Source organism: Psychroserpens sp., from assembly GCF_036960315.1.
Lineage (GTDB): Bacteria > Bacteroidota > Bacteroidia > Flavobacteriales > Flavobacteriaceae > Psychroserpens.
Genome location: NZ_JBALVR010000011.1, coordinates 65,988 through 89,891, shown reverse-complemented (window position 1 = coordinate 89,891; position 23,904 = coordinate 65,988). Strand labels below are relative to the sequence as shown.

21 protein-coding genes are annotated in these 23,904 nt (G+C 34.7%); 7 read left to right on the top strand and 14 right to left on the bottom strand.

What is annotated here, in order from left to right; all coding sequences use genetic code 11:
* The first annotated feature begins 69 nt into the window (after window positions 1–69).
* The 4 genes from V7719_RS16055 (at window position 70) to V7719_RS16040 (ending at window position 5,804) form a co-directional block, all read left to right on the top strand.
* Window positions 70–570 (top strand): DUF6702 family protein, encoded by a 501-nt coding sequence (locus tag V7719_RS16055; RefSeq protein WP_335730961.1) that lies wholly within the window; start codon window positions 70–72, stop codon window positions 568–570.
* Between the two features lie 20 nt (window positions 571–590).
* A complete protein-coding gene (locus V7719_RS16050) occupies window positions 591–2,882 on the top strand; it encodes a M1 family metallopeptidase (protein WP_335730960.1) in 2,292 nt (763 codons plus the stop codon).
* A gap of 100 nt (window positions 2,883–2,982) precedes the next feature.
* Window positions 2,983–3,276, top strand: a complete 294-nt coding sequence (locus V7719_RS16045; RefSeq protein ID WP_335730959.1) for a Sec-independent protein translocase subunit TatA/TatB — start codon at window positions 2,983–2,985, stop codon at window positions 3,274–3,276.
* Window positions 3,277–3,536: 260 nt separating this feature from the next.
* Window positions 3,537–5,804, top strand: a complete 2,268-nt coding sequence (locus V7719_RS16040; protein WP_335730958.1) for an ATP-binding protein — start codon at window positions 3,537–3,539, stop codon at window positions 5,802–5,804.
* Between the two features lie 20 nt (window positions 5,805–5,824).
* Here V7719_RS16040 and V7719_RS16035 read toward each other — a convergent pair whose 3' ends face one another.
* The 8 genes from V7719_RS16035 to kynU form a co-directional block, all read right to left on the bottom strand.
* The gene (locus V7719_RS16035; RefSeq protein WP_335730957.1) at window positions 5,825–6,466 is read right to left on the bottom strand and encodes an O-methyltransferase; all 642 of its coding nucleotides are present in this window, start codon (window positions 6,464–6,466) and stop codon (window positions 5,825–5,827) included.
* Entirely contained in the window at window positions 6,466–7,554 is a 1,089-nt protein-coding gene (locus tag V7719_RS16030; RefSeq protein ID WP_335730956.1) for an amidohydrolase family protein, read from the bottom strand. The genes V7719_RS16035 and V7719_RS16030 overlap by 1 nt, the downstream gene beginning before the upstream one ends.
* Before the next feature lie 143 nt (window positions 7,555–7,697).
* Window positions 7,698–8,231 (bottom strand): 3-hydroxyanthranilate 3,4-dioxygenase, encoded by a 534-nt coding sequence (locus V7719_RS16025; protein ID WP_335730955.1) that lies wholly within the window; start codon window positions 8,229–8,231, stop codon window positions 7,698–7,700.
* 157 nt (window positions 8,232–8,388) lie between these two features.
* Complete coding sequence (locus tag V7719_RS16020) at window positions 8,389–9,171, bottom strand: SDR family oxidoreductase (RefSeq protein WP_335730954.1); 783 nt, start codon at window positions 9,169–9,171, stop codon at window positions 8,389–8,391.
* 204 nt (window positions 9,172–9,375) lie between these two features.
* Window positions 9,376–10,815 carry an aldehyde dehydrogenase gene (locus V7719_RS16015; protein ID WP_335730953.1) on the bottom strand — a complete coding sequence of 480 codons (1,440 nt, stop codon included), beginning with the start codon at window positions 10,813–10,815 and terminating at the stop codon, window positions 9,376–9,378.
* On the bottom strand, window positions 10,815–11,219 hold the full coding sequence (locus V7719_RS16010; protein WP_335730952.1) for a RidA family protein: 405 nt from the start codon (window positions 11,217–11,219) through the stop codon (window positions 10,815–10,817). Before V7719_RS16010 ends, V7719_RS16015 begins: the two co-directional genes overlap by 1 nt.
* A gap of 6 nt (window positions 11,220–11,225) precedes the next feature.
* Window positions 11,226–12,644, bottom strand: a complete 1,419-nt coding sequence (locus V7719_RS16005) for an FAD-dependent oxidoreductase (RefSeq protein WP_335730951.1) — start codon at window positions 12,642–12,644, stop codon at window positions 11,226–11,228.
* Window positions 12,645–12,705: 61 nt separating this feature from the next.
* A complete protein-coding gene (gene kynU, locus V7719_RS16000; protein WP_335730950.1) occupies window positions 12,706–13,974 on the bottom strand; it encodes a kynureninase in 1,269 nt (422 codons plus the stop codon).
* Window positions 13,975–14,100: 126 nt separating this feature from the next.
* On the opposite strand from kynU, the gene V7719_RS15995 reads away from it, so the two are divergent.
* A complete protein-coding gene (locus V7719_RS15995) occupies window positions 14,101–14,520 on the top strand; it encodes a (4Fe-4S)-binding protein (RefSeq protein ID WP_335730949.1) in 420 nt (139 codons plus the stop codon).
* 176 nt (window positions 14,521–14,696) lie between these two features.
* Here the strand turns inward: V7719_RS15995 and V7719_RS15990 are convergent, their stop codons facing one another.
* Window positions 14,697–15,386: a hypothetical protein gene (locus V7719_RS15990; RefSeq protein WP_335730948.1), complete on the bottom strand. Its 690-nt coding sequence runs from the start codon at window positions 15,384–15,386 to the stop codon at window positions 14,697–14,699.
* Window positions 15,387–15,461: 75 nt separating this feature from the next.
* Between V7719_RS15990 and V7719_RS15985 the strand changes: the two genes are divergently transcribed.
* Window positions 15,462–16,256 carry a class I SAM-dependent methyltransferase gene (locus tag V7719_RS15985; RefSeq protein ID WP_335730947.1) on the top strand — a complete coding sequence of 265 codons (795 nt, stop codon included), beginning with the start codon at window positions 15,462–15,464 and terminating at the stop codon, window positions 16,254–16,256.
* Here the strand turns inward: V7719_RS15985 and V7719_RS15980 are convergent.
* From V7719_RS15980 to V7719_RS15965, 4 genes are all read right to left on the bottom strand, one after another.
* Window positions 16,253–17,815: a T9SS type A sorting domain-containing protein gene (locus tag V7719_RS15980; protein WP_335730946.1), complete on the bottom strand. Its 1,563-nt coding sequence runs from the start codon at window positions 17,813–17,815 to the stop codon at window positions 16,253–16,255. The genes V7719_RS15985 and V7719_RS15980 overlap by 4 nt on opposite strands.
* Before the next feature lie 97 nt (window positions 17,816–17,912).
* Window positions 17,913–18,572, bottom strand: coding sequence for a peptide-methionine (S)-S-oxide reductase MsrA (gene msrA, locus V7719_RS15975; RefSeq protein WP_335730945.1), 660 nt, complete (start codon window positions 18,570–18,572; stop codon window positions 17,913–17,915).
* Window positions 18,573–18,700: 128 nt separating this feature from the next.
* On the bottom strand, window positions 18,701–19,480 hold the full coding sequence (locus tag V7719_RS15970; protein WP_335730944.1) for a zinc ribbon domain-containing protein: 780 nt from the start codon (window positions 19,478–19,480) through the stop codon (window positions 18,701–18,703).
* A gap of 2 nt (window positions 19,481–19,482) precedes the next feature.
* Complete coding sequence (locus tag V7719_RS15965; RefSeq protein WP_335730943.1) at window positions 19,483–20,577, bottom strand: Nif3-like dinuclear metal center hexameric protein; 1,095 nt, start codon at window positions 20,575–20,577, stop codon at window positions 19,483–19,485.
* Window positions 20,578–20,623: 46 nt separating this feature from the next.
* Between V7719_RS15965 and lpxK the strand changes: the two genes are divergently transcribed.
* Window positions 20,624–21,640, top strand: a complete 1,017-nt coding sequence (lpxK, locus tag V7719_RS15960; RefSeq protein WP_335730942.1) for a tetraacyldisaccharide 4'-kinase — start codon at window positions 20,624–20,626, stop codon at window positions 21,638–21,640.
* Here the strand turns inward: lpxK and V7719_RS15955 are convergent.
* Window positions 21,632–23,863 carry an ATP-binding protein gene (locus V7719_RS15955; protein ID WP_335730941.1) on the bottom strand — a complete coding sequence of 744 codons (2,232 nt, stop codon included), beginning with the start codon at window positions 23,861–23,863 and terminating at the stop codon, window positions 21,632–21,634. The genes lpxK and V7719_RS15955 overlap by 9 nt on opposite strands.
* Between the last annotated feature and the right edge of the window lie 41 nt (window positions 23,864–23,904).

Below are 23,904 nucleotides of genomic sequence, written 5' to 3'. Positions count from 1 at the left end.
GCATTTATTAACACTTTTTAAGAATAATATCTTTCATAAAAGAGCTATTTTTGCGACTTATTGATTAATATGAACTTATTAAAGCTCACTTTACTTGCTCTTATATTTCCTCTTTTTATGTCTTCTGCTCATAAATATTATGTGAGTGTTACGCAATTGAACTATGTAAAAGAGAAAAAAGTAGTCCAAATTATTAGCAGAATTGATATTTCCGATTTTGAGCTCACACTTCAAGAGCGCTATGACAAAAACATCAAGATGACAAATATTGACGAAAAACCAATGGTTGATGACTATGTCAAGAAATACTTAAATCAAAAGATAGAGATTAAGATTAATACTAAAGACGTTGGCTTCAGTTATATTGGTAAAGAGTATGATAATGATGTTGTGGTGTGTTATCTAGAAATTGAAAATATCGATAAGATTACAACCATAGAAGTCAGTAATACGATACTTTTTGATAAATTTCCGAAGCAAAAAAACGTCATTAAAACAAAAATAAATTCGAAAGTGAATAACTTAATATTCACCAAAGATGATAGAAATCAATACCTAAATTTTAAATAACTCAACCTTTAATAATAGCTATGAAATTACTAAAATACCTTTGTTTGTCCATTGCATTTATTTCGCTAAATGTCGTTGCACAAGAACAAGAGCCTCAATCTGGTCATGTTAACCAGAATAAGTTTAAGCAGCTCTATGATGAATTTTCAACACCAAACATGTATAGAACAGGTTCTGGTGCTCCAGGTCCAGCTTACTACCAACAGCAAGCAGACTACAAAATGGATATTGAAATTGACGATGAAACAGCTGTTTTAAGCGGGAATGAAACCATTACTTATACGAACAACTCTCCAGATGTATTGAGCTACCTATGGGTTCAATTAGATCAAAATGTAAGACAAAAAGATTCACCTTCAAAAGATATCAATTCGAGTAGAATAACACCTGCGATGTCTGCTTCTAGATTTTCATCTTCATATATGTCTGAACGCTTTGATGGAGGTTTTAATGTCGAAAGCGTCACCGCAACAAATGGAAGTGATTTACCACACATGATTAATCAAACGATGATGCGAGTAGAATTGCCACAGCCAATGAAAACGGGGGATCAATTTTCTTTTAAAATCAAATGGTGGTACCAAGTGAATAATCATGTTACAGATGGTGGACGTTCGGGTTACGAATTGTTTCCTGATGGAAATAGAAACTATGTGATTGCTCAGTTCTACCCAAGAATGGCAGTTTATAACGATGTTGAAGGTTGGCAAAACTCACAGTTTTGGGGACGTGATGAATTTGCATTACCATTTGGAAACTTTGAAGTTAATATTACAGTGCCTTCAGATCACTTATTAGATGGTACAGGGCGCTTAATGAATAGAAAAGACGTATTCTCAAGCGATATGATGAAACGCTACGAAAAGGCTAAGAAATCATATGATGAGCCTGTGATTGTTTCAACACAAGCAGAAGCAGAAGTAAGAGAAAAAGGACGTTCTAAAAAGAAAAATACATGGAAACTTTATGCTGAAAATGTAAGGGACTTTGGTTTTGCAACGTCAAGAAAGTATATCTGGGATATGATGGCTGTTAAGATTGGAAACAAAGACGTGATGGCTGTATCTCTGTATTCTAAAGAAGGAAATCCACTTTGGGAACAATGGTCTACCAAAGCTGTAGCAAGTACTTTAAAATCATACTCTCGTATGACTTTTGATTATCCATATCATAAAGCGATTTCTGTTCATGCAAGACGTCAAGGGATGGAATATCCTATGATTTGTTGGAACTATGGTCGTCCAGATGAGAATGGAAAGTATGACGATCGCACAAAATATGGTATGATGAGTGTGATTATTCATGAGGTTGGACATAACTTCTTTCCAATGATTATAAATAGTGATGAGCGTCAATGGACATGGATGGATGAAGGTTTAAATACGTTTATGCAATATGTAGCTGAGCAAGATTTTGGTGAGTGGTATCCAACGGCATTGTCTGCAAGTGATGATGCATACCCATCTCGTCGTGGGCCAGCAAAAAAAATCACAAGATATATGGGAGGAAACCAAGATAGAATTGCTCCAATTATGACTAAAGGGTTAAATACCTATCAATTTGGGAATAATGCCTACGGAAAACCAGCTACAGCCTTGAATATCTTGAGAGAAACAGTAATGGGTCGCGAATTATTTGACTATGCATTTAAAGAATATGCGAACCGTTGGATGTTTAAGCACCCAACTCCTGAAGACTTTTTCCGTACAATGGAAGATGCTTCGGCATTTGATTTAGATTGGTATTGGAGAGGATGGTTCTATTCTACTGATTGGGTAGATGTAGGTCTTAAAGAAGTGAAAAAGTACTATGTATCTTCTGAACCTAACCAATATGCAAAGAATTATGCTGAAAGTAGAGACTTAAATCTAGAAGATTTAAATTGGGTATATCTTGTTGAAGAAGGTAGCGAAGAGTTCAATGAAAAATTACGTAAAGGAACATCTGCTGATAATTCACCATCATTAAAAGAGTACATGATGGATAATTTCACTGAAGAGGAACGTAAAAACATTAAACAACCAAAGTATTTTTATGATATCACATTTGAAAAACCAGGAGGATTGGTAATGCCAATTATTGTTGAGTTTACTTATGCTGATGGTACATCAAAAACAGAAACATATCCTGCTCAAATTTGGAGATATAATGATAATGAAGTGAGTAAGGCCATTGCTTCAGAAAAAGAAATTGTTTCTATTAAAGTAGACCCAAAATTGGAAACAGCGGATATTGATACATCAAATAACTCTTGGCCAAAAGAAGTCAAGGAAAATGATTTTGATAAATTCAAAAATAAAGTAAAAGGATAATAGATAAACCTTATGTACTTAAAAAGAGCCGATAGACCTATCGGCTCTTTTTGGTATAGAATAATTCAATTATAATAAAACATCTCATTATATTTGCATCGTGATAGAGTTAGCAACGTTTTTATTTTTAGGATTTCAAGAAGTAGTGTTTATTCTTGTAATCGTGGTCATGGTATTTGGCGCGGATAAAATACCTGAAGTAGCTCGTGGTTTGGGTAAAGGGATGCGCATGCTAAGAGATGCTACAAGTGATATAAAATCTGAAATCACAAAAAGTGCAGAAAAACAAGGTATCGATACTAGCGTTACCAAGGACATCACTGATAAAATCAAAAAAGTAAAAGACGAACTTGAAGATTTTACAGGTTCTGTGAGGAGAAATCCTAAATTATAAAGTTCACTACATTTAGTTGCTTTTTTAGCATAAATCTTATTGCTGTTTCATTATTTAGTAATTCTACGCGAATTTCGGCTAATTTTCTATAAAAATAAAAATGAGTTCAATCTAAACTCTTGAAATTCAGTGTGCCGTTCGTCGATTTTGGTTTTGGAATCGTGAAGTTTGTCCTATAAAAAAGCACATTCAACGATTATATTGTTATAAGTGGTTCGCTTAGAGATACTTTAACAAACCCAAATTAACCTATACCTAATATGAAAGCAAATCTACAAATCTGCTTTCTGTTTTGTTCCCTCCTGTCATTCAGTCAAACAGAAAGAGCGCTTATCAATAAAATTGATAGTATAAACGCTGTAGCATTGAGTCATTACAACAGTAATGATATTGCTAAATCCTTCAATTTATTTAATCAAGCAATTAGGTTATCAGACTCTATAAATGATACTTATGGTCATGCTGAAGCAAATTTTACTATTGGTAAGATTTACGATTTCATGCATGAATATGATAAGGCTGAAGCGAGTTTTGCACAAGTGATTAAGGCATCTAAAAATACGAATGAGAATTTTTTGTTGGCGAGTTCGTATTTGCATTTAGGTAAAATTTATGCATATAAAAAACCGCCCACAAACCCAATTCCTTATTTTGAAAAGGCACTCACTTATGCGAAGCAAAATAATGTCCGTGATCAAGATAATACGGATATGAGAGCTGTATTATTATTAAATACAAGATTGAGTTTAGCAAAAGCTTACTTAGAATCTAATAATACCGGAAAAGCCCTTATTTACTTGTCAAGAGCAGAAGGAAACCTTAGGAGTATTCAAGATCATGGTTATTCTAGAGCGAAATGGAATTTTATTAAAGGGCAATACTTTTTTAATAAACAGTTTTATAATAATGCGAATATGAAATTTGTTGATGCAGTAAAACTTTTGGAGGGGAAGGATATCAAAGAAAATAAAGACAGTAATGAACTTTTAAGTGATATATATAAAGAGATGTCTTTAACCTTTGCAATGCTCGAAAAGGATACTGAGGCTTATGGAGCATTATTATTTCACAACAATTATAGTGACAAATATATTAATGAAGATAAAATCAGACAAAACATTATTGTTAGATCAAAATTTTTAATAGAGAACTATAAAAATGTAGCTCAACGCGCTAATAGTGAAAGAATAGAGCAATTAGCAGAGAGTAACAAAATTAAAAATGTAAACGTTATTATATCTATAACAGGTTTCTTACTGTTTATATCGTTGATCACAATGTATAAAAGTTATGTGTCTAAACGAAAGTTGAGTAATATTTTGAAGGTTAGAAATAAGGAGTTAGAAATAGCTAAGAATCAAGCTGAAAAATCTTCAGAGTTGAAAAGTAACTTTATTTCTAATGTGACACACGAATTACGAACACCTTTGTATGGTGTTGTTGGATTAACATCAATACTCTTAAAGAACAACGATTTAAGTAAAAAGGATTTTAAATTTTTGAAATCTTTAAAATATTCTGGAGATTATTTGTTAAATCTTGTCAATGATATTTTACAAATAGGAAAGATAGAATCTCAAAAAATTGAACTCAAAAGTGTAACTGTTAATCTTAGACTATTACTCGAAAATTTAGTAAATTCTTTTGATTACAGATTAGAAGAAGCAAATAATCAGATACAGATTACGGTAGATAAAAACGTCCCAGAATTCATTAAATGCGATAATGTAAGAATGTCTCAAGTGCTCATTAATCTTATGGGTAACAGTGTTAAGTTTACTGAAAACGGTAAAATTGATATTCGAGTGAAGCTATTAAATAGTATTGATGATCATGTCAGTTTACGCTTTGAAGTCGAAGATGATGGTCCAGGAATTCCGAAGGAAAAACAAAAATTGATATTCGAGAATTTCTCTCAATTAGATAAAAACAACAATACCAACTATCAAGGTACTGGATTGGGATTGCCAATTACCAAGAATATAATCGAGCTTTTTGGAAGTACTTTAGAAGTCGAAAGTGAAGTTGATCAAGGAACTTTATTTAGTTTCGAATTGACTTTTGAAATCGATAGAGAAGCCAAATTGGAGAAGATTATAATCAAAGAGTCTGAAGGAGAGGTTATTAGTTTGTCAAAAAAGTATAAAATATTAGTTGCCGAAGACAATAAAATCAACCAAATTGTAACTCAAAATCTATTACTAAAGGAAAATTACGAATGTGTTATTGCTAAAAACGGACAAGAAGCTTTAGAGGCTCATAAACAAACCGCTTTTGATTTGATATTAATGGATATCAATATGCCAGTTATGAATGGCAACGAGTCTACGAAGGCTATCCGTGAATTTGACACGAAAACACCAATTATTGCATTAACAGCTGCTGATATAGATCGGATTAAAATAGATTATAATCTCATTGGATTTGATGGTATCATTACCAAGCCATTCGATAATTATGAGTTCTTTCAAACTCTTTCCGAACATATAGAAAACACCAAATCTGCTGAGGAGATAGCAGATTTCTAATTGAGTAAAGTCTCTTAAACTTATTTTTTTCTGCAGATGGTAAGTCCATCTCTTATTGGTAGTAAAACAGTTTCAATTCTGTTATCTTTTTTTAAGAGCGTGTTAAACTCTAAAACAGCTTTGGTTGAAAGGTCTTTCTCATCAACAGGTTCAACAACTTTTCCGTGCCATAATACATTGTCAGATAGGATGATTCCTCCAGTTTTTATTTTATCAATGATTAAATGAAAGTAGTTGACATAGTTGGGTTTGTCGGCATCAATAAATACCAAGTCAAAAGTCATATCTAGCATTGGTATAATGTCAATAGCACTACCCAAATGTTGATGAATTTGTTGTCCGTAATCTGATTTGTCAAAATATTTTTGCTGAAAATCAACCAACTCCTCATTTACATCAATGGTATGGATCACACCATCGCTTTGCAAACCTTCAGCCAAACATAAGGTAGAATAACCAGTAAACGTTCCTAATTCTAAGATGCTTTTCGGGCGTATTAACTTCGAAATCATACTCAACACACGACCTTGATAAGGTCCACTAAGCATTATAGGTTGTAATATTTTTTGATAGGTTTCCCTGGTGAGTTGCCGTAATAATTCTGGTTCTTCTTGAGAATGAGCTACTACATAATCGTCTAATTTTTCAGGGAGAAAGTACATTATCCTAAAATACGATTTACTAATTTGTTTTTCACTGCTTGATTATCACCACAAAGCCACTGAATCACATTGTCTTCCCAAATCGCATCGCGTTCAATTTTAGTAATAATATCTTGTTCTATAGCTAGATCCAAAATTTTTCCTGGATATGAAGATTGTTTTTCACTTTCCATTTCACCTAAAGGATAAGGGTCATCGAGTCCCATTAGGACCTGTTTAGAACCTTGATTCCTAATCAGTAGTTCTAAGCCACCAGTATCATGAACTAAAGTGTCAAAAAAGATGTTGGGATGTCCTACGGCTTTTCTAGGATGACTTTTACCTTCAAATAAATCTGGACGACCATCAAAACCTTGAATACGACGTCCTAAGTTTATTTGTGCTAATTGTCCACCATGTGCAAAACACGTTCGCATATTTGGGAATTTATCCTGATAACCATTTAAGGTTAAAAAGTGGTAGGCGTCGGCACACTGTGCCAACATCCATATTAAATGAAAACGCCAAGACGTATTTTCTAGCTTAATGAATTTTTCGCCATCATATGGATGAATTTCTACGGCTAGATTATACTTATCTGCCAATTCAAAAATAGGCTCATTCTCTTCATCAAAAATACAACGCCAAGTTCCTATGGTGTCCATATAATGTGTTGGTAAACATAAAAGTTGCATGCCTAATTCTTCTACGCAACGTTCTATCTCCCAACAGGCACCTCGAACAAAACCTGGATGTACCACAAAACCACAAGTGAATTTACTCGGATTTTCACGTTGGACTTTAGCATTAAAATCATTTTGAAAACGTAAGGCTTGCTTCATTTCTTCCACACGTAGGCCATTTCCGTATAATTGAGATAAATTGAGTACAACGGCATGGTCAATTTTGAAGTTTTCCATCCAAGCTAACTTTTCATCTAAAAAGAAACTAGAATCAGTAATTGGACGATTCCAATCCTTTTGTAGCATGAATTTTCTATCCTTATCTACCCAGAAAATTCCTTTGTCTTGCATGAACTGAGGTATTTCTTCCGGATAAGGAAGTAGGTGAGAGTGACCGTTTATTCTAAGTTTGCGTTTTTCTTTCATATGTCATACTGAGCGCAGTCTAAGCATCTCGTTTATTAGTGTTTGTCATTGGCTTGCGCCGAATCTTCGATTTCCTGAGAAGCCAGGAAACTATTTCTTATTAATGTTATAATGGATTCCGTATCACGTGCGGAATGACAGTATTAATCTACTTTCACCTTTGTAGGTGGTTGCATTACTTCACCACAATTTGGGCAACTGCGTTTGTCTTTGTCGCCATAATAGGCATCAAAAATCGCGGGCATATCTGTTTCAATATTGTCTAGTGTGAAATCTTCTTCGTATAGTTTGGTCGTGCAATTTTCGCAAAACCATAATAAAGCATCCTGAACCCCTTTTTCTCTAGGATATTCAATAACCAATCCAACCGTATTTGCTCCACGTTGTGGAGAATGCGGAACTTTTGGAGGCAATAAAAACATTTCACCTTCTTTGATATGAATGTCCTTTGGAGTGCCTTTATCAATCACTTTTAATGTGATGTCGCCTTCCACTTGATAGAAAAATTCTGGCGTTTCGTTGTAGTGATAATCTTTTCTACTGTTTGGTCCACCAACAACCATGACGATAAAATCACCATCTTTCCATACCACCTTATTGCCAACAGGAGGTTTTAATAAATGTCGGTTGTCTTCAATCCATTTTTTGAAATTTATTGGCGGAAATAATGTACTCATGGTTTTATATTTTGGGCGTTACCTAGACATGCAAAAAGCACTGTCTTGGTCAGGCTTTCAAGGCTCGCTATCAGAGATGAGCTCAAACAAACCTTTTAATCCTTAACGCAAATTCATCAATTCAATAAAATTAGTGATAAAAAACGAATTTATTGACTTATAAAGACTTAGTTCTCCCACCATCAACCGGAAGGTTAATTCCGTTAATATAGGCAGCACGTTCACTAGCTAAAAAAGTAATCGCTACAGCCAATTCTTCAGGCTTTGCAAACCTTTTTGCAGGCACAGAATTTTTCATGGCATTGGCAGCTTCCTCTTCAGTGTTTCCTGTTTTGGCGGATTTGTTTTTTATAATTTCAGTTAGGCGCTCGGTTCCAGTGGCCCCGGGAAGTACATTGTTTACTGTAATTCCAAATTGTCCCAATTCATTGGCTAAGGTTTTACTCCAATTTGCAACTGCGCCACGAATGGTGTTGCTCACACCTAAACCATCTAGAGGTTGTTTTACAGAAGTTGAAATCACATTTATAATACGACCATGGCTTTCACTTTTCATAAACGGAACAACAGCTTGCGCCAAGACATGATTACATTTTAAATGTTGCGTAAAGGCATTTTCAAATTCGTCTATTTCCGCAGAAAAAACAGGTCCGCCTTTTGGGCCTCCTGTATTATTTACCAAAATGTGAAACCCATGATTTTGACTGATATAAGCTTCCACTTTTGCTTTTAATTCCATTGGGTTAGAAAAATCGGCAACAATGTAGTCGTGGTTTCTGTGCTGAGGTAATTCGGCCAATGTGGCTTTTAACTTGTCTTCATTCCTGGCAATTAGTGTTACAATTGTGCCTTCTTCGGCTAGAGCTAATGCTGTAGCTTTACCAATGCCTGCAGTGCTTCCGCAAACTAATGCGTATTTGTTATTTAAGTTTAAATTCATAAAATTTTGTTTAATGTCTGGTCGAGCGTAGTCGAGACCTCATTTGCTTTTTAGATTATAATTTGAATGTGTTGTATTTCGATATTCAGAAAGAATTTTATAACATATCAAACTCTCGACTTGCTAGCCCATATTTATTTTTTTCGCTCCAATTTTTAATTTTCTTTTCAAAATATATTGCCTAGTTAAAATCTTGACTAAAGATTAATATTTAATACAAACATTCTTAGCTTCAGTAAAGAAACGCAAGGCTTCAAAACCACCTTCACGACCAACACCAGAAGCTTTTACACCGCCAAAAGGTGTTCGTAAATCGCGCATCATCCAAGTGTTAACCCATACTATACCAGCTTGCAGTTGATGACTCATGCGCATGGTGCGTTTTAAATCGTTAGTCCAAAGTGTTGCGGATAATCCATACTTAACTTTGTTAGCCATTTGTAAAACGTCATCTTCGGTATGAAAAGGCATAATGGTCACGACAGGGCCAAAAATTTCCTCTTGGTTGACACGACACTCATCATTTGGAACTTCAATAACCGTAGGTTCTAGATAATAACCATTTTCATAACCTTTAACAATCACTTCATTTCCGCCACATAATATAATTCCGTTTTCATCTTTAGCAATTTGGATATAATCTTTTACCTTTTCAAGATGAGGTTTTGATACTAAAGCGCCTATATTGGTGTCGGAATCGGAAGGATGGCCAATTTTAAGCTGTTTGATTTTAGATACAAAATCGCTTTTAAATTTATCATAGATAGATGCTTCTACAAAAATACGACTTCCACAAAGGCAAATCTGACCTTGATTAGCAAAAGAAGATCGAACCGTTGTTTCTAACATGTCCTGATAATCACAATCAGCAAAAATGATATTTGGGTTTTTTCCGCCGAGTTCAAGAGAAAGTTTTTTAAATAGTGGTGCTGCGACTTTAGCAATGTGCGCTCCAGTGGCAGTGCCTCCTGTAAATGAAATGGCTTTGATATCTGGATGTTCAACTATGGCTTGACCCGTTGAGCCACCTAGACCATGAACAATATTCAATACGCCTTTTGGTAATCCTGCTTCGTTACAGATTTCGCCTAAAAGATAGGCCGTCATTGGTGTGACCTCACTAGGTTTGGCAACAACACAATTTCCTGTAGCCAAGGCAGGAGCAATTTTCCAAGTAAAGAGATAGAGTGGAAGGTTCCATGGAGAAATACATCCCACAACACCAATCGGTTGTCTCAAAGTGTAATTAATGGCTTGCTGCCCAACACTTTCATGACTTTCGCTAGCAAACTGGGTTATCGCATTTCCGAAGAACCTAAAATTACTGGCTGCCCTTGGGATATCTACTGTTTTTGCCAAAGACAAGGGTTTTCCATTGTCTTTGGATTCGGCTTCTGCAAACCGCTGCAGATTGGCTTCCAGTAGTTCTGAAATTTTAATGAGAATACGACTACGTTCATCTAAAGTGGTTTGCGACCAGCTAGGAAAGGCAGATTTGGCTGCGATGTAGGCGTTCTCAACGTCTTCTTTGGTTGAGTTAGGTATTTGTCCGTAAATTTCTCCGTTAGAAGGATTATAGTTGTCTATCCACCCATTAGCAATGGGAGACATGAATTTTCCGTTGATGTAGTTTTTAATGTTCATTATTGTTTCTTGTAAGCCATCACCTTAATTTCAACTACCAAATCTGGATGTGGTAATTGGTGTACAGCAACGGTTGTTCGTGTTGGTCCAGTTTGCTTATCAAAGAATTCTCCATAAGCTTTATTATAACCAGCAAAGTCATTCATGTTGACTAGAAATGATGTGACATCAACTACGTCTTTGAGTGAAGCGTTAACTTTAGCGAGATTCCCTTCTATGTTTTTTAAGACTTCTCGCGTTTGTACTTCTGCATTGAGGCGTTTGGTTCCCATGTCGTCTATGATATCTACACCTGCGATGGTGTTGTCTGGCCTACGGGAACTTGTTCCTGAAACGAAAATAAAATCGCCAACTTGTTTAACGTGTGGATATGCTCCTCTTGGTGTTACTATGTTTTCGCTCATAAGTTCTTAATGTAATCCAGCGATTCTGTCATCTTCTAAAATCGCTTCTGTTTTGGTTTTTACTTTTTTTAATATGACTTTTAAATCATCACTTGGAGAAATGATTCCGTCGTCAAGCATATTTATAATGGCTTTGTCTTGCGCACGACCTCTTAACATCGCTTCTCGATAGCCAATATGTTCATTAAAGGTAACCAAACTGTATTTTGATGAATAGTCATTTGGGAATTCCTTTTCCAAAGCCATCTCAATTTTTCGTTTCTCTTGAAAAATAGGATTGGACACATGGTCTTTCATTTCATGGAAATTATCAATAGCTAAATCGGCAATCGCATCAGTATCTTTTTTTCTTGTTTTTTCGTATTCAGTAAAAATAGTTTCCCAAGCTGACTGTCCGTTAGATAGTTCGGCTTCATGTTTGTCTAGAATACCATCAAACTCTACCACATCTTCAAAGGACGCGTTCATCCCTTGTCCGTAAAACGGTACAATAGCATGTGCAGAATCTCCCATGAGTAAGGTGTTGCCTTTAAAATGCCAAGGTGAACATTTTACTGTTCCTAAAGGAGCTGTTGGATTTTCAAAGAAATCTTCGGCAAGGTTTGGCATAAGTTCCAGGGCATCTGGAAATTCTTTCTGGAAGAATTCAATCACAACTTCTGGAGTGGTTAAGTTATTAAAATTGTATTCACCTTTATCATAACTCAAGAATAAAGTAACGGTAAAACTACCATCCAAATTTGGTAAAGCGATCACCATAAAATCACCTCTTGGCCAAATATGCAAGGCATTTTTGTAAGTTTTATAATCTCCAGTTTCCGTAGGTAAAATAGAGAGTTCTTTGTAGCCATGAGTGAGATAATCTTGTGAGAAACTAAACAAGAACTTCCTTTCTAAATAGTAACTTTTGCGCAAAGCGGAACCTGCGCCATCTGTCGCGATGATAGCATCTGCATCTTCAATAAATTCATCTTTGGTGCTATAATCTTGAAAAAGGACTGTAGTATTTTCAAAATCTACCGATTTACATCTTTTATTGAAGTGAATAGTAACATTATCGTGTTTTTCAGCTTCAGTTAATAACAAACCATTGAGTTCTCCTCTCGAAATAGAGTTGATATACTCATGATCTCTCCCACTGTAATTAGATAAAAATGTTTGCCCTTCTTTATCATGTAGCATTCGACCATTCATTGGGATACAGAGTGATTTTACCTTGTCTTCTATACCAACCAATTTCATGGCTTTATTACCACGATCTGAAAATGCCAAGTTGATAGAACGCCCAGCCGAAATATCTGTTTTACGTAAATCAGGACGCATTTCATAAACGGCAACATTGAAACCACGTTGTCCTAAACGCAAGGCTAATAGGCTTCCGCAGAGCCCTGCGCCAATGATTAATATGTTTTGTTGTTTATTCATATATTTTTATGTCTGTTCGATTGTAGTTGAGATTTCTCGGCTACGAACGAGATGGCTTTATTTAATTCAAAATCGTTTTCAATCGCTCTACAAACTCATATACATCCATAAACGAATTATAGAGTGGGACGGGAGCACATCTAATCACATCTGGTTCTCTCCAATCGGTTATGATACCAGCTTCTGTGAGTTTGGTATGCATACCCTTGTCTGCATTTTTAACTTGTATTGACAATTGACATCCACGTTCATCAGGATGGCTTGGTGTTATAATTTTAATGTCTGAATTGTTAAGTTCATTCAATAAAAACTCAAAATAACCTGTGAGTTGCTTTGACTTTTCGCAAAGTTTATCAAAACCTGCTATTGCAAATACGTCTAACGAGGCGCGAATAGCTGCCATTGATAAAATAGATGGATTACTCAATTGCCAACCTTCAGCTCCTGGTAATTGGTCAAAATCGTCACGCATTCTAAAACGTGTTTGCTTATTATGTGACCACCAACCTGTAAAACGGTTGAGGTCTTTTCTGTTCGCATGACGTTCATGAACAAAAGCACCAGATAAACTTCCAGGTCCTGAGTTTAAATATTTATAGCTACACCAAACGGCAAAATCTGCTTCTGAATCATGTAGATTTAACTGAACGTTGCCTGCACCATGAGCACAATCAAAACCAACTACACACCCATGTTGATGCCCGAGTTTAGTAATACGTTTCAAATCGAAAAATTGCCCTGTATAGTAGTTGACACCACCAATCATTATCAAAGCGATTTCATCGCCTTGTTGTTCTAAAATGGTTTCTAAATCGTCATAATTTGCCAATTCTTCGCCTTCACGGGCTTTCCAAAGAATCAATCCTTCTTTATCATCATAACCATGATGACGTAACTGTGATTCTACAGCATATTTGTCACTTGGGAACGCATCGGCTTCTATAAGAATTTTATATCGTTTAGGTGTTGGCTGATAGAAACTCACCATCATAAAGTGAAGGTTAGCTGTTAGTGAATTCATCACCACAACTTCCAATGGTTTTGCACCAACGATTTCTGCCATGGTACTGGTTAAAAGCTCATGGTAGTGTAACCATGGGTTTCGACCTTCGGTATGGCCTTCTACACCTAGATTTGCCCAGTCTTCAAGTTCCTGATTAATATAATCTTTGGTGATTTTAGGTTGTAACCCTAGAGAGTTTCCAGTCATGTATACAAGTTCATTTCCGTTAGTGTCTTTCGGAATATAAAACTGAGTTTTGTATGATGATAGTTCGTCATTTTGGTCTTGTAGTTTTGCGAATTCAAGACCTAATTTAAAGTTGGACAAGATTTATAGTTTTATGGTATCTAACAAAAGTAAGAATAAATATGGTAGAATGGAATAGCTGAGTTAGCCATTTTACAAAGAAAAATGAAACACTTTTTTTAGTATCTTTAATGAAAACAATGACTTATGGGAAAGACTAATGAATACAGTAATGGTGAAGTTACAATAGTTTGGGAAGGCGAAAAATGCATACATTCTGCAATCTGTGTTAACGGGTTGAGCGATGTATTTCAGCCTAAAGAGCGACCATGGATAAAAATAGATGCCGCTTCTACTGAAGCGCTCGTAAAACAAGTTAAAGCTTGTCCGTCTGGGGCCTTAGGCTATTATATGAATGGTGAGGGTAATGAGGAAGCCGAATCTTTAGAAACAAAAGTTGAAGTGTTGAAAGATGGACCGCTTTTGGTATATGGGACTTTAAAAGTGACTCATAAAGATGGAAGCGAAGAAACAAAAAATAAAACGACTGCGTTTTGCAGATGTGGCGCATCACATAACAAACCGTATTGTGATGGTGCTCATGTAAGAGATGGGTTTGAGGGATAAGCTAGAAATATACTAAGGAAAAAGCACTTCATCTAAGTAGGTGAAGCGCTTTAAATATATATGGACGCAAATGCGGAATGTTAATATACTTTATGTGCATATTTAAGTCGTAAGTTGGACTTTGATATTACAAAGAAATACTAACTTTAATGTTTTTTTAAGATTTGAAAACCGGCCTACTTAACTTTTAAGTTTGAGAAGTAAAGATTAAAATTACCTTCAGCCATTTTATGGTCTTTCGCTATTTTGATTCCGTTGAAATCTTCATAGTTTTCAAAAGTAGTCGTCATTGATGGTTCTTTGCTATTGCCTTCTCTAAATACCCATTCCTTAATCATAAAGTCCTCATCATAAAAAATGTCGTAAGCGTCTCCAGGGGTGTATCCGCCTTCATTTCCGTAGGTTAAAGTGATTTTATTTAATTCGGTTTTAGAAATTGGAGCAACTTCCTTTAAAGGCTTAGAAATGGTAGTGCCTTCATCCCAAACTAACTGAAAAGGAACTAATAACCAATACTTATCATTAATAAAGCCTTGGTCAAGTTTGATCGTTGTAGAATCTATCTTGCTTCGATTAAAAACTACTATAGAGTCAGTACCAGTAGAAAATATAACTCGATTCTTTTTAGGTTCCCATAACCATATTCTTTCAAAATGGTTTTCACCTCTATCAACATTGAACGTAAACTCAATTTCATTGACGTTTTTCCAATTATCAAAACCATGAGCTTGGGCAATCTTTTCGGCGACGGTTAATTCCTTTTGTTCTTCGGAAATCGTCTCAGTTGTTGTGTTTTGTTCTTTTGTTTCAGTTTTGCAAGATACCAGAACGATAATCATACATAAGATGGTAAGTAATCGGATCATCTGTTTTTTTGTAAAGGTATGAAAGTCTTCTCATTTCCGAAGTTATTATTACTTTAGAGCTTTAAACGAAATGTTATGAGCGAAGATCATTTTGACGTCAATAGGAAAACCTGGAATGAGAAGGTGAAAATTCATTCTAAAAGTGAGATGTACGATTTGGAAGCCTTCAAAAGGGGGAAGTCATCATTAATGTCTTATGAACGTAATGCAATTGGTGATGTTAAAGGTAAATCGTTATTGCATTTACAATGTCATTTTGGTCAGGATACGTTGAGTTGGAATCGATTGGGAGCGACATGTGTTGGTGTCGATTTAAGTGATGAAGGAATTGCTTTAGCTAAATCTTTAAATGAAGAACTAAAATTGGATACCGAGTTTGTGTGTTGTAATGTTTTGGATACCTCCAAGTATGTTCAAGATACGTTTGATATCGTCTTTACATCATATGGAGTAATAGGCTGGTTGCCCCATTTAAAACCATGGGGCAAGATGATTGGAGAGCGTTTGAAAAAAGGGGGTACGTTTTATATGGCAGAGTTTCATCCCATTGTTTGGATGTTTGACTATTTAGACGGAAAACAGGTCATGAAATATGGCTACATGCAAGAGGAGGCAATTTATGAAGAACATGAAGGGACATATGCCGATCAGGAGTCAAAGATGATAAGTAAAGAGTATGGTTGGAACCACGGTTTGAGTGAAGTGATTAATGCGCTTGTTGAAGCAGGATTGCGCATTGATTATTTAAATGAGCATGATGAAAGCCCTTATAACGTATTGCCAGATTTAGTCGAAACCAAATCTGGCAATTATATATCAAAGGATAGATTATATCCTCTTATTTTTGAAATTAAAGCGACTAAACTTTAATTTTTTACAATCAATTTTGAGCCTGCCGACTGTCCGTGAATATAGAAAGTAATAACATAGGAGCCCGCTCTCAAATTTGATAAATTAACAGAAGATTCATTGCTATTTATTTCTTTGGTTTTCACGCGTTGACCAAGAATTGTATATATTTTTATTTCTGATATTTGTGAATTTGATTCAAAATTCACGATTCCTGTTGTTGGGTTAGGAAACAGTTTTACAGTAGCGAGTTCTTCATTTGAAACGCTTAATGCATCATCTGTGATTTCTATATTTCTAGACGCACTATAATACCTATTTGGTGAACTTGATGCAGAGGTTGGTCCTACAGAATAGGTTACTGTATAGTTACCCACTACTGAAGCAGATGCATCGATAGTACCTGTATTTTGATCTATTACTAGTCCTACAGAATCACTTAAGTAAATGCCTCCAGATATACCATTTGTTAGCGATGGAGTAGGGTCTGTATCTGTTATGTCATAAATAGAAGCTGCATAATCAAACTCTGAAAAGTTGTTGTAATGAATACTAAGGTATTCTAAAATGACATTAGCATAATCTATGGCAAAAGGTTCTAAAGTATTCGGTCTAGAGTCGTAAGGTGATCCTAAATCTCTTACACGACCATTAACTTCTGTTGTTATACCGTCAATATTTCCGCTACCACCTATACTTGCTGGTCCTCCTGTTCCATCTCCTGATCCATGTCTTCTGTTGTTATAAAAATTTCCATCGAAATACGAATTACTATAAGGAGTTGTATCATCACAGCTTGTATCTCCATAATCTGAATTACTAGGAATGGCTCTGTAACCTGATGTTACACCACAACCTGGATTTTCATTTGCATTATAAAAAACACCTGGTGCTTCTTGAAACAATTGTCCTAGGCTATTTTCTCCTCTTACAAGCTCCTCATGGGTATAGCCATTCAGATTTGTAGAAACAAGATTCATGATTGTAGATTTATCAATAATAGATGTGCTATTTAAGTCTGCCGAGTTTAAGTCTGCAGAAGTGATATTATATCCTATTTCAATTCTTGGTACAGTATGATCTTGACCATGTAGGTCAATGTAAAAACCTTTTCCCCAATTTGCTTCTACAGCAGAGCTGGCATCGTTAATGTAATTTTGAAAATTACTCCAATAGGATGCTGCATGACCATTACCACAAGAGCCTTCACTTGTCATACGGTTTGGGTCCATTTTAGACCTGTGAAGATTATTAATGATTACGTGTGCATATCCACCAGTTTGGGCAAATATTTCGTCTTGAATTCGTCTTACTAAGATTTCTGTATTGTCGTCTCTTTCGTTTGTGCCACAAGTTCGATCAGGTAAGTTTGAATCATCATCAGGATAAAATACGCCTCCAATGGTTTCGCCAGATTGCAAAACACCACCATGAGGAGCAGATATAATTATGGGTAAATTTCCTGGAATATATTCAATATACTGATTAGGATTTGAAAACTCTGAAACACCAGGAGTTTGAGCATTTGCCACAAACGAAATCATAACAAAGCCTAGTAGGTAAGTAATTTTTTTCATCATAAGTGTATTTTAGATTTGGGTAATCTATTGTTACTAGATCACTAAAATACGCCTTTTATCGACGAAAAACCAAATTTTATCGACGAACGACACGAATTTAATGCTTTTCCTTCAAAATTTTAGGCATTTTAGCCTTAAATCTATTTAATCTTGGAATAGATACATTTCTAATATAGCCTTGGTTTGGATGAAGTCTTTCGTAGTCTTGATGATAGTCTTCTCCAACCCAGAATTTTTGAAAAGGATAGACTTCGGCTGCAATTTTGGCCTTAAGGTTTTCCGCTAATGCTACTTTTTTATTCTCAATAATTTTCTTTTGAGCGTCATTCTGATAAAAGATTATTGAGCGATATTGATACCCCTTATCAGGACCTTGACCATTAACTTGTGTTGGGTCTTGAGATGCAAAATACACATCAACTAGGGTTTCAAAGCTTACCACTTTTGGGTCGTATAGTATTTCTACTGCTTCAGCATGATCTTTATTGTAACTATTACTTGTTGATTTATAGGTTGGGTATTTTGTATGTCCACCAGCATATCCGCTAATGGATTCTTCAACTCCTTTTACACTTTCAAATACAGCCTCTACACACCAAAAGCATCCGCTTGCAAAATAGGCTTTGGCTTTTCCGTTTTTTAAAGGAACCTCAATTGGTGTTGCATCTATGACTACTTGTTGTTTCTCGTTGACTTGAGCATTGTTCTGGCAACTGAAAAATAATATAATAGCTAATGTAGATAGTAGTCTTTTCATAATAGTTTTTTCTTTTCAATAGGTCGAGTAAAGATAAGAAACCTTAATATGAAGTTTGTGAAAGTTTTATTAAAATGAAAAAGCCTCTATCGAATTGATAAAGGCTTTTAAATGAAATTTATTTTGGATTAAAGTTTTGAAAACATTTTCTCCATTTTTTCTTTTTCTTCTTGTGCTAATTGCGCATCCACTAAGATTCTTCCACTGTGTTCATCTGTAATAACTTTTTTACGAGATGCAATTTCTACTTGAATTTGTGGTGGAATAGTAAAGAACGATCCTCCAGATGCACCTCTTTCAATTGGTACAACAGCAAGTCCATTCTTAACATTATTTCTAATACGTTGGTAAGCATTAACTAAACGCTCATCCAATTTCTTTTGGAAATCTTCAGATTTTTTATTTAAAGCTTCTTCTTCTTTTTGAGTTTCAGCTAAAATAGCATCTAGCTCACTACGCTTATGCTTTAAGTGTGTTTTGCGATCTTTAAGACGATCTTTAGTCTCGTCGATCACAACTTTTTTCTGATCAATTTGAACTTTAAATTCTTTGATGTGCTTTTCAGCCAATTGAATTTCTAATTCTTGAAATTCAACTTCTTTAGTTAAAGAATTGTATTCTCTGTTATTTCTAACATTTTTTTGTTGCTCTGTATACTTTTTGATAAGCGCTTTGGCTTCTTCCATCAAGTTTTTCTTTGATTTAATTTGATCGTCAATTAAATCTAGATTAGTAGATAACTTTTCAAGTCTTGTATTTAAACCTTCAACTTCATCTTCTAAATCTTGAACCTCAAGAGGTAATTCGCCTCTCACGTTTCTTATTTCATCGACTCTAGAGTCGATTAATTGTAAATCATAAAGAGCTCTTAATCGATCTTCAACAGATGCTTCAGCTTTTTTTGCCATAATTATAAATACTTTACCGGATTTGTAGTCGTCGTTGATAAAACGACTGCAAAATTAGTGATTTTTTTCGAGAGATAGTCTACTAAAAAGGTTTTTGTGAACTGTTCGCTTTCATAATGGCCAATATCTGCCAAAATGATATCGTTTTCTGCAGAAAAAAAATCATGGTATTTTAAGTCGGCAGTAAGTAAAACATCAGCTCCAGCACGTTTGGCTGCCGAAATAGCAAAACTTCCAGAGCCACCAAGGACAGCCACTTTTTTAATTGAGTTTTTTACGATTTCAGAATGTCTAATACATGATACGTTCATTTTTTCTTTTACAAACTCAAAAAAAGCATTGGTTTCTTGAGGTTCTTTAAGTTCGCCAACCATGCCCATTCCGATATTTTGATCGTAATTATCTAAAGTTGCTACTTCAAAAGCAACCTCTTCATAAGGATGATGTTCAAATAAGGTATTGAGCAATTTTGATTCTATATGTTTGTTAAACGTTACTGATATTTGCATTTCCTGTTCTTCATGGAGCTCACCTTTCTTTCCCAGTGTAGGATTAGAGTTTTCATCTCCTCTGTAAGTTCCTGTACCTTCAGTATTAAAACTACAGTTGTCGTAGTTACCAATATTACCTGCGCCTGCTTTAAAAAGTTGAGCTCTTAGAGCGTTTGCATTTCCTATAGGAACATAAGTCGTTAGCTTTTTGATCGTGCCTTTTTGCGGAATTAAAATTTTCTTATTTACCAAGCCAAGTGTATTGCAAATAATATCATTAACTCCTTTAAGTGCATTGTCCAGAGCAGTATGAATGGCATAAATCGCAATATCATTTTTAATAGCCTTTAAAACAGTTCGCTCAACATAATTAGAGCCTGTAAGTGTTTTTAAGCCATTAAATATGATAGGATGAAAGCTCACAATAAGATTGCAGTTGTTTTCAATAGCTTCATCCACAACTGCTTCTAATGTGTCTAAAGTGACTAAGATTCCTGAAACTTTTGAGTTTTTATCGCCAACAAGAAGCCCCACATTGTCAAAATCTTCGGCATAAGCCAATGGCGCGAGTGCTTCTAAAAGTGAGATGACATCTTTTACAATCATATGATATTAGTTTGTACCAAAGATAAAATATTATACTTTCGTTACGATGAAATTATTGAGATACATATTATTTCCTATTGTTCCAATTTATTATTTGGTGACTTGGTTACGAAATAAGTTTTACGATTTGGGTTGGGAACCTTCAAAATCATACGATATTCCTGTTGTTTGCGTTGGAAATTTGAGTACTGGAGGTACAGGCAAAACACCAACTATTGAGTATTTAATTCGGTTGTTGGAAAATCAATATAGAGTAGCAACTTTAAGTCGTGGTTATAAGCGGGAAACTTCAGGATTTATTATTGCAAATGAACATGCAACGGCAAGAACCATTGGAGATGAACCATTTCAATTTTATAAAAAGTTTAAAAAAGCGATAGTTGCTGTGGATGCAGACAGGCAAAATGGGATTTCAGAACTCATCAAGTTAAATCAATCAGATGTTATTTTGTTGGATGATGCATTTCAGCATAGAAAAGTAAAGGCAAGTTTTGATATTCTACTCACTGCTTATGGTAATTTATACACCGATGACATTGTATTACCTACTGGGAATTTGAGAGAACCAAGAGCAGGAGCCAAGAGAGCAGATATTATTATTGTGACTAAATGCCCGAGAAATTTATCGTCTTCGGAAAAAGATCAAATCAGAAAGAAACTGAAACCTTTAACGTATCAATCGGTTTATTTTAGTGCTATTTCGTATTCGGATAAGGTTTTAAGTGAAAGTTCGTCACGACCTGTTAAACAATTTGTAGAAAAAAAAGTAACCTTAGTTACTGGAATTGCAAATCCGAATCCATTGGTAGCCTATTTGAAATCTGAATCGATAGATTTTGAACATTTAAAATTTAATGATCATCATGTATTTTCTACTTCAGAAATTGAAACATTGAAGCAAAAGGAGGTTATTTTGACGACAGAGAAAGATTATATGAGATTGCAGGATAGTTTTAAATTCAATCCATCACAATTGTGGTATTTACCAATTTCCTTTGAAATTGATGTAAAGGGTGATTTTGATAATCAGATCCTTACGCTAATAAGTTCAATTTCAAACTGATGCTCTTTTGTTTTCGTTGGCTGCGAGTACTTCGTATAATTTCTTTTCGAAGTCATCTTGCTTAAACGGTTTAGAGATAATATCATCAAAACCAGCTTCGTCAAACTCATGCATTTTATCTTCTAACGTCACCGCGGTAAGCGCAAAAATGGTTAATTCTTTATCAAAAGTTCTAATGATTTTAGTCGCTTCTAAACCACTAATTCCTGGCATGTGTATATCCATCAAGACAACATTGTAATTGCTTTGCTTGACTTTTTCTACTGCTGCTTCACCATTGTCTACGATATCACACTGAAGGTTCATTTTATTTAGAATCTTTTTGGTGATCATTTGGTTGATCTTGTTGTCTTCTACAATCAAGATTTTAATGTTGCTAATGTCCAATTTGCTAATGCTTTTAGAGTAATCTTCTTTTTCGATTTTAATAGTTTCTGGAGCGTAGGTTAATGGAATTTCGAAAAAGAAGGTTGTGCCTTTTCCGAGTTCACTTTTAAGGTAGATTTTTCCTTTTAATATTTCAATAAGACCTTTTACGATAGAGAGACCAAGTCCTGTCCCGCCATACTTTCTATTGATTTGAATCGAGCCTTGGGAGAAGCTCTCAAACATATTATCTTGCTTTTCTTTTGAGATACCAATACCGTTATCTTCAATTTCAAATCGCAAGACGTGATCATTATTATTTTTATTAATACTATAGACTCTTACCCAAATGTCGCCATCTTTGGTAAACTTGATAGAGTTACCAATAAGGTTGATTAATATTTGAGAGATTTTAAGGTTATCACCAATAAAGGTTTCTGGTAAATCTTTTTGGAAGTCATAATGCATAATGATGTTATTATCCAATGCAGAATTATTTAATGCAGAACATACATTTTCAACTTTAGTTTTTAAATTAAATAACACTGGATCTAACTCAACTTTGTTGGCTTCAATCTTGTTAATTTGTAAAATATCATTGATAAATGTTAACAGATAATCACCCGAAAACTTCAAGGATTTTAAATGCGGAATTTGATCTGGATTAGGTTTTTCTTCCAACAACATATTAGTTAATCCAGTTACAGCATAAAGCGGAGTTCTCAACTCATGCGTCACTGTTGATAAGAAATTAGCTTTCGTTTTTGATGCCAATTCTGCCTTTTTCATGGCTTCAATTAAATCGTCATTTTTCTCTTGAAGCATATTATTAGACTTCAATCTAATATTGTTATTCTTATAAAGCGATAAGGTTAATAAAGATAAAATAGTAATTAATGCAATACTAAGTATGGTTGTGATTTTGGCTAAATTACTATCAGATTCTTGATCTTCAACTTGTTTTTTTAATTTCTGAAATTCAGCGGCATTATAGGTTTCTATATATTCTGCACGTTTTTCAGGCGACAGATTTGCACGTTGAATATTTAGTATTGAATCGGATAAATACACATGCTTTTGAAGATATTGATGTGCTAACTCAAAGCTTTTGTCATTTTCATATATCTTACTTAATGTCAAATATCCTTCATTAATATTTTTAGTGAAATTTTTAGCCTTGGCGATTTCAATGCCTTCGTTAGTTAAGTTAATGCCTTGTTGATTATTTCCTAACTTATCTAAAGCTTTTCCACTGTAAATTAATGCAGTCGAAAGAATATCGTTTTGATTGTTTTTTTTGGCTAAAACAATCGCCTGTTCTAATAGTGATTTGGCAGTCTTATAATCTTTTAACTCTAAATGTATTTTAGCTTGATTGAGTGTGATTTCTGGAATATTGATCTCTAAATCTTTTTCTTCAAAAAGTGTTTTAGCCGAATTTAAATATTCTAAAGCATCTTTATATTCTTTTTTACCAGCATGAAGTGCACCCTTTATACTATAAGTAATCGCTAAATTCTCTTTATCTTCTATTTCTCTCTGTAAATCTGCGGCCTTAATTAGAGATGCTAATGATTTGTCAAATTCGTTGACAGTGAATTGAAGTTCGCCAATTTTGGCATAGATAATACCTTGACTTTTTTTGTCTTCTATTTGAACTGCGAGTTCTAAAGCTTTTTCAAGATGATCTTTCGCACTAAAATAATCACCTCTTTCAGTATCAAATCCTGATTGGGTAATAGTATTTTGGATACGTAGTTTTAAGACATCAATATCTTCAATGTTGTTCGTTTGAGCAGATATTGCGCAAGAAAAACACATTAAAAAAGCAACTATGTAATATTTAGTTTGGGACATATTTGGCCACTTTCATTTGGACAAATATAAATATTTATTCG

Coding starts and splice junctions, on each gene's coding strand:
- V7719_RS16055 (WP_335730961.1), top strand. CDS start 70: ATGAACTTATTAAAGCTCACTTTACTTGCTCTTATATTTCCTCTTTTT.
- V7719_RS16050 (WP_335730960.1), top strand. CDS start 591: ATGAAATTACTAAAATACCTTTGTTTGTCCATTGCATTTATTTCGCTA.
- V7719_RS16040 (WP_335730958.1), top strand. CDS start 3,537: ATGAAAGCAAATCTACAAATCTGCTTTCTGTTTTGTTCCCTCCTGTCA.
- V7719_RS16035 (WP_335730957.1), bottom strand. CDS start 6,466: ATGTACTTTCTCCCTGAAAAATTAGACGATTATGTAGTAGCTCATTCT.
- V7719_RS16030 (WP_335730956.1), bottom strand. CDS start 7,554: ATGAAAGAAAAACGCAAACTTAGAATAAACGGTCACTCTCACCTACTT.
- V7719_RS16025 (WP_335730955.1), bottom strand. CDS start 8,231: ATGAGTACATTATTTCCGCCAATAAATTTCAAAAAATGGATTGAAGAC.
- V7719_RS16020 (WP_335730954.1), bottom strand. CDS start 9,171: ATGAATTTAAACTTAAATAACAAATACGCATTAGTTTGCGGAAGCACT.
- V7719_RS16015 (WP_335730953.1), bottom strand. CDS start 10,815: ATGAACATTAAAAACTACATCAACGGAAAATTCATGTCTCCCATTGCT.
- V7719_RS16010 (WP_335730952.1), bottom strand. CDS start 11,219: ATGAGCGAAAACATAGTAACACCAAGAGGAGCATATCCACACGTTAAA.
- V7719_RS16005 (WP_335730951.1), bottom strand. CDS start 12,644: ATGAATAAACAACAAAACATATTAATCATTGGCGCAGGGCTCTGCGGA.
- V7719_RS15995 (WP_335730949.1), top strand. CDS start 14,101: ATGGGAAAGACTAATGAATACAGTAATGGTGAAGTTACAATAGTTTGG.
- V7719_RS15990 (WP_335730948.1), bottom strand. CDS start 15,386: ATGATCCGATTACTTACCATCTTATGTATGATTATCGTTCTGGTATCT.
- V7719_RS15985 (WP_335730947.1), top strand. CDS start 15,462: ATGAGCGAAGATCATTTTGACGTCAATAGGAAAACCTGGAATGAGAAG.
- V7719_RS15980 (WP_335730946.1), bottom strand. CDS start 17,815: ATGATGAAAAAAATTACTTACCTACTAGGCTTTGTTATGATTTCGTTT.
- msrA (WP_335730945.1), bottom strand. CDS start 18,572: ATGAAAAGACTACTATCTACATTAGCTATTATATTATTTTTCAGTTGC.
- V7719_RS15970 (WP_335730944.1), bottom strand. CDS start 19,480: ATGGCAAAAAAAGCTGAAGCATCTGTTGAAGATCGATTAAGAGCTCTT.
- V7719_RS15965 (WP_335730943.1), bottom strand. CDS start 20,577: ATGATTGTAAAAGATGTCATCTCACTTTTAGAAGCACTCGCGCCATTG.
- lpxK (WP_335730942.1), top strand. CDS start 20,624: ATGAAATTATTGAGATACATATTATTTCCTATTGTTCCAATTTATTAT.
- V7719_RS15955 (WP_335730941.1), bottom strand. CDS start 23,863: ATGTCCCAAACTAAATATTACATAGTTGCTTTTTTAATGTGTTTTTCT.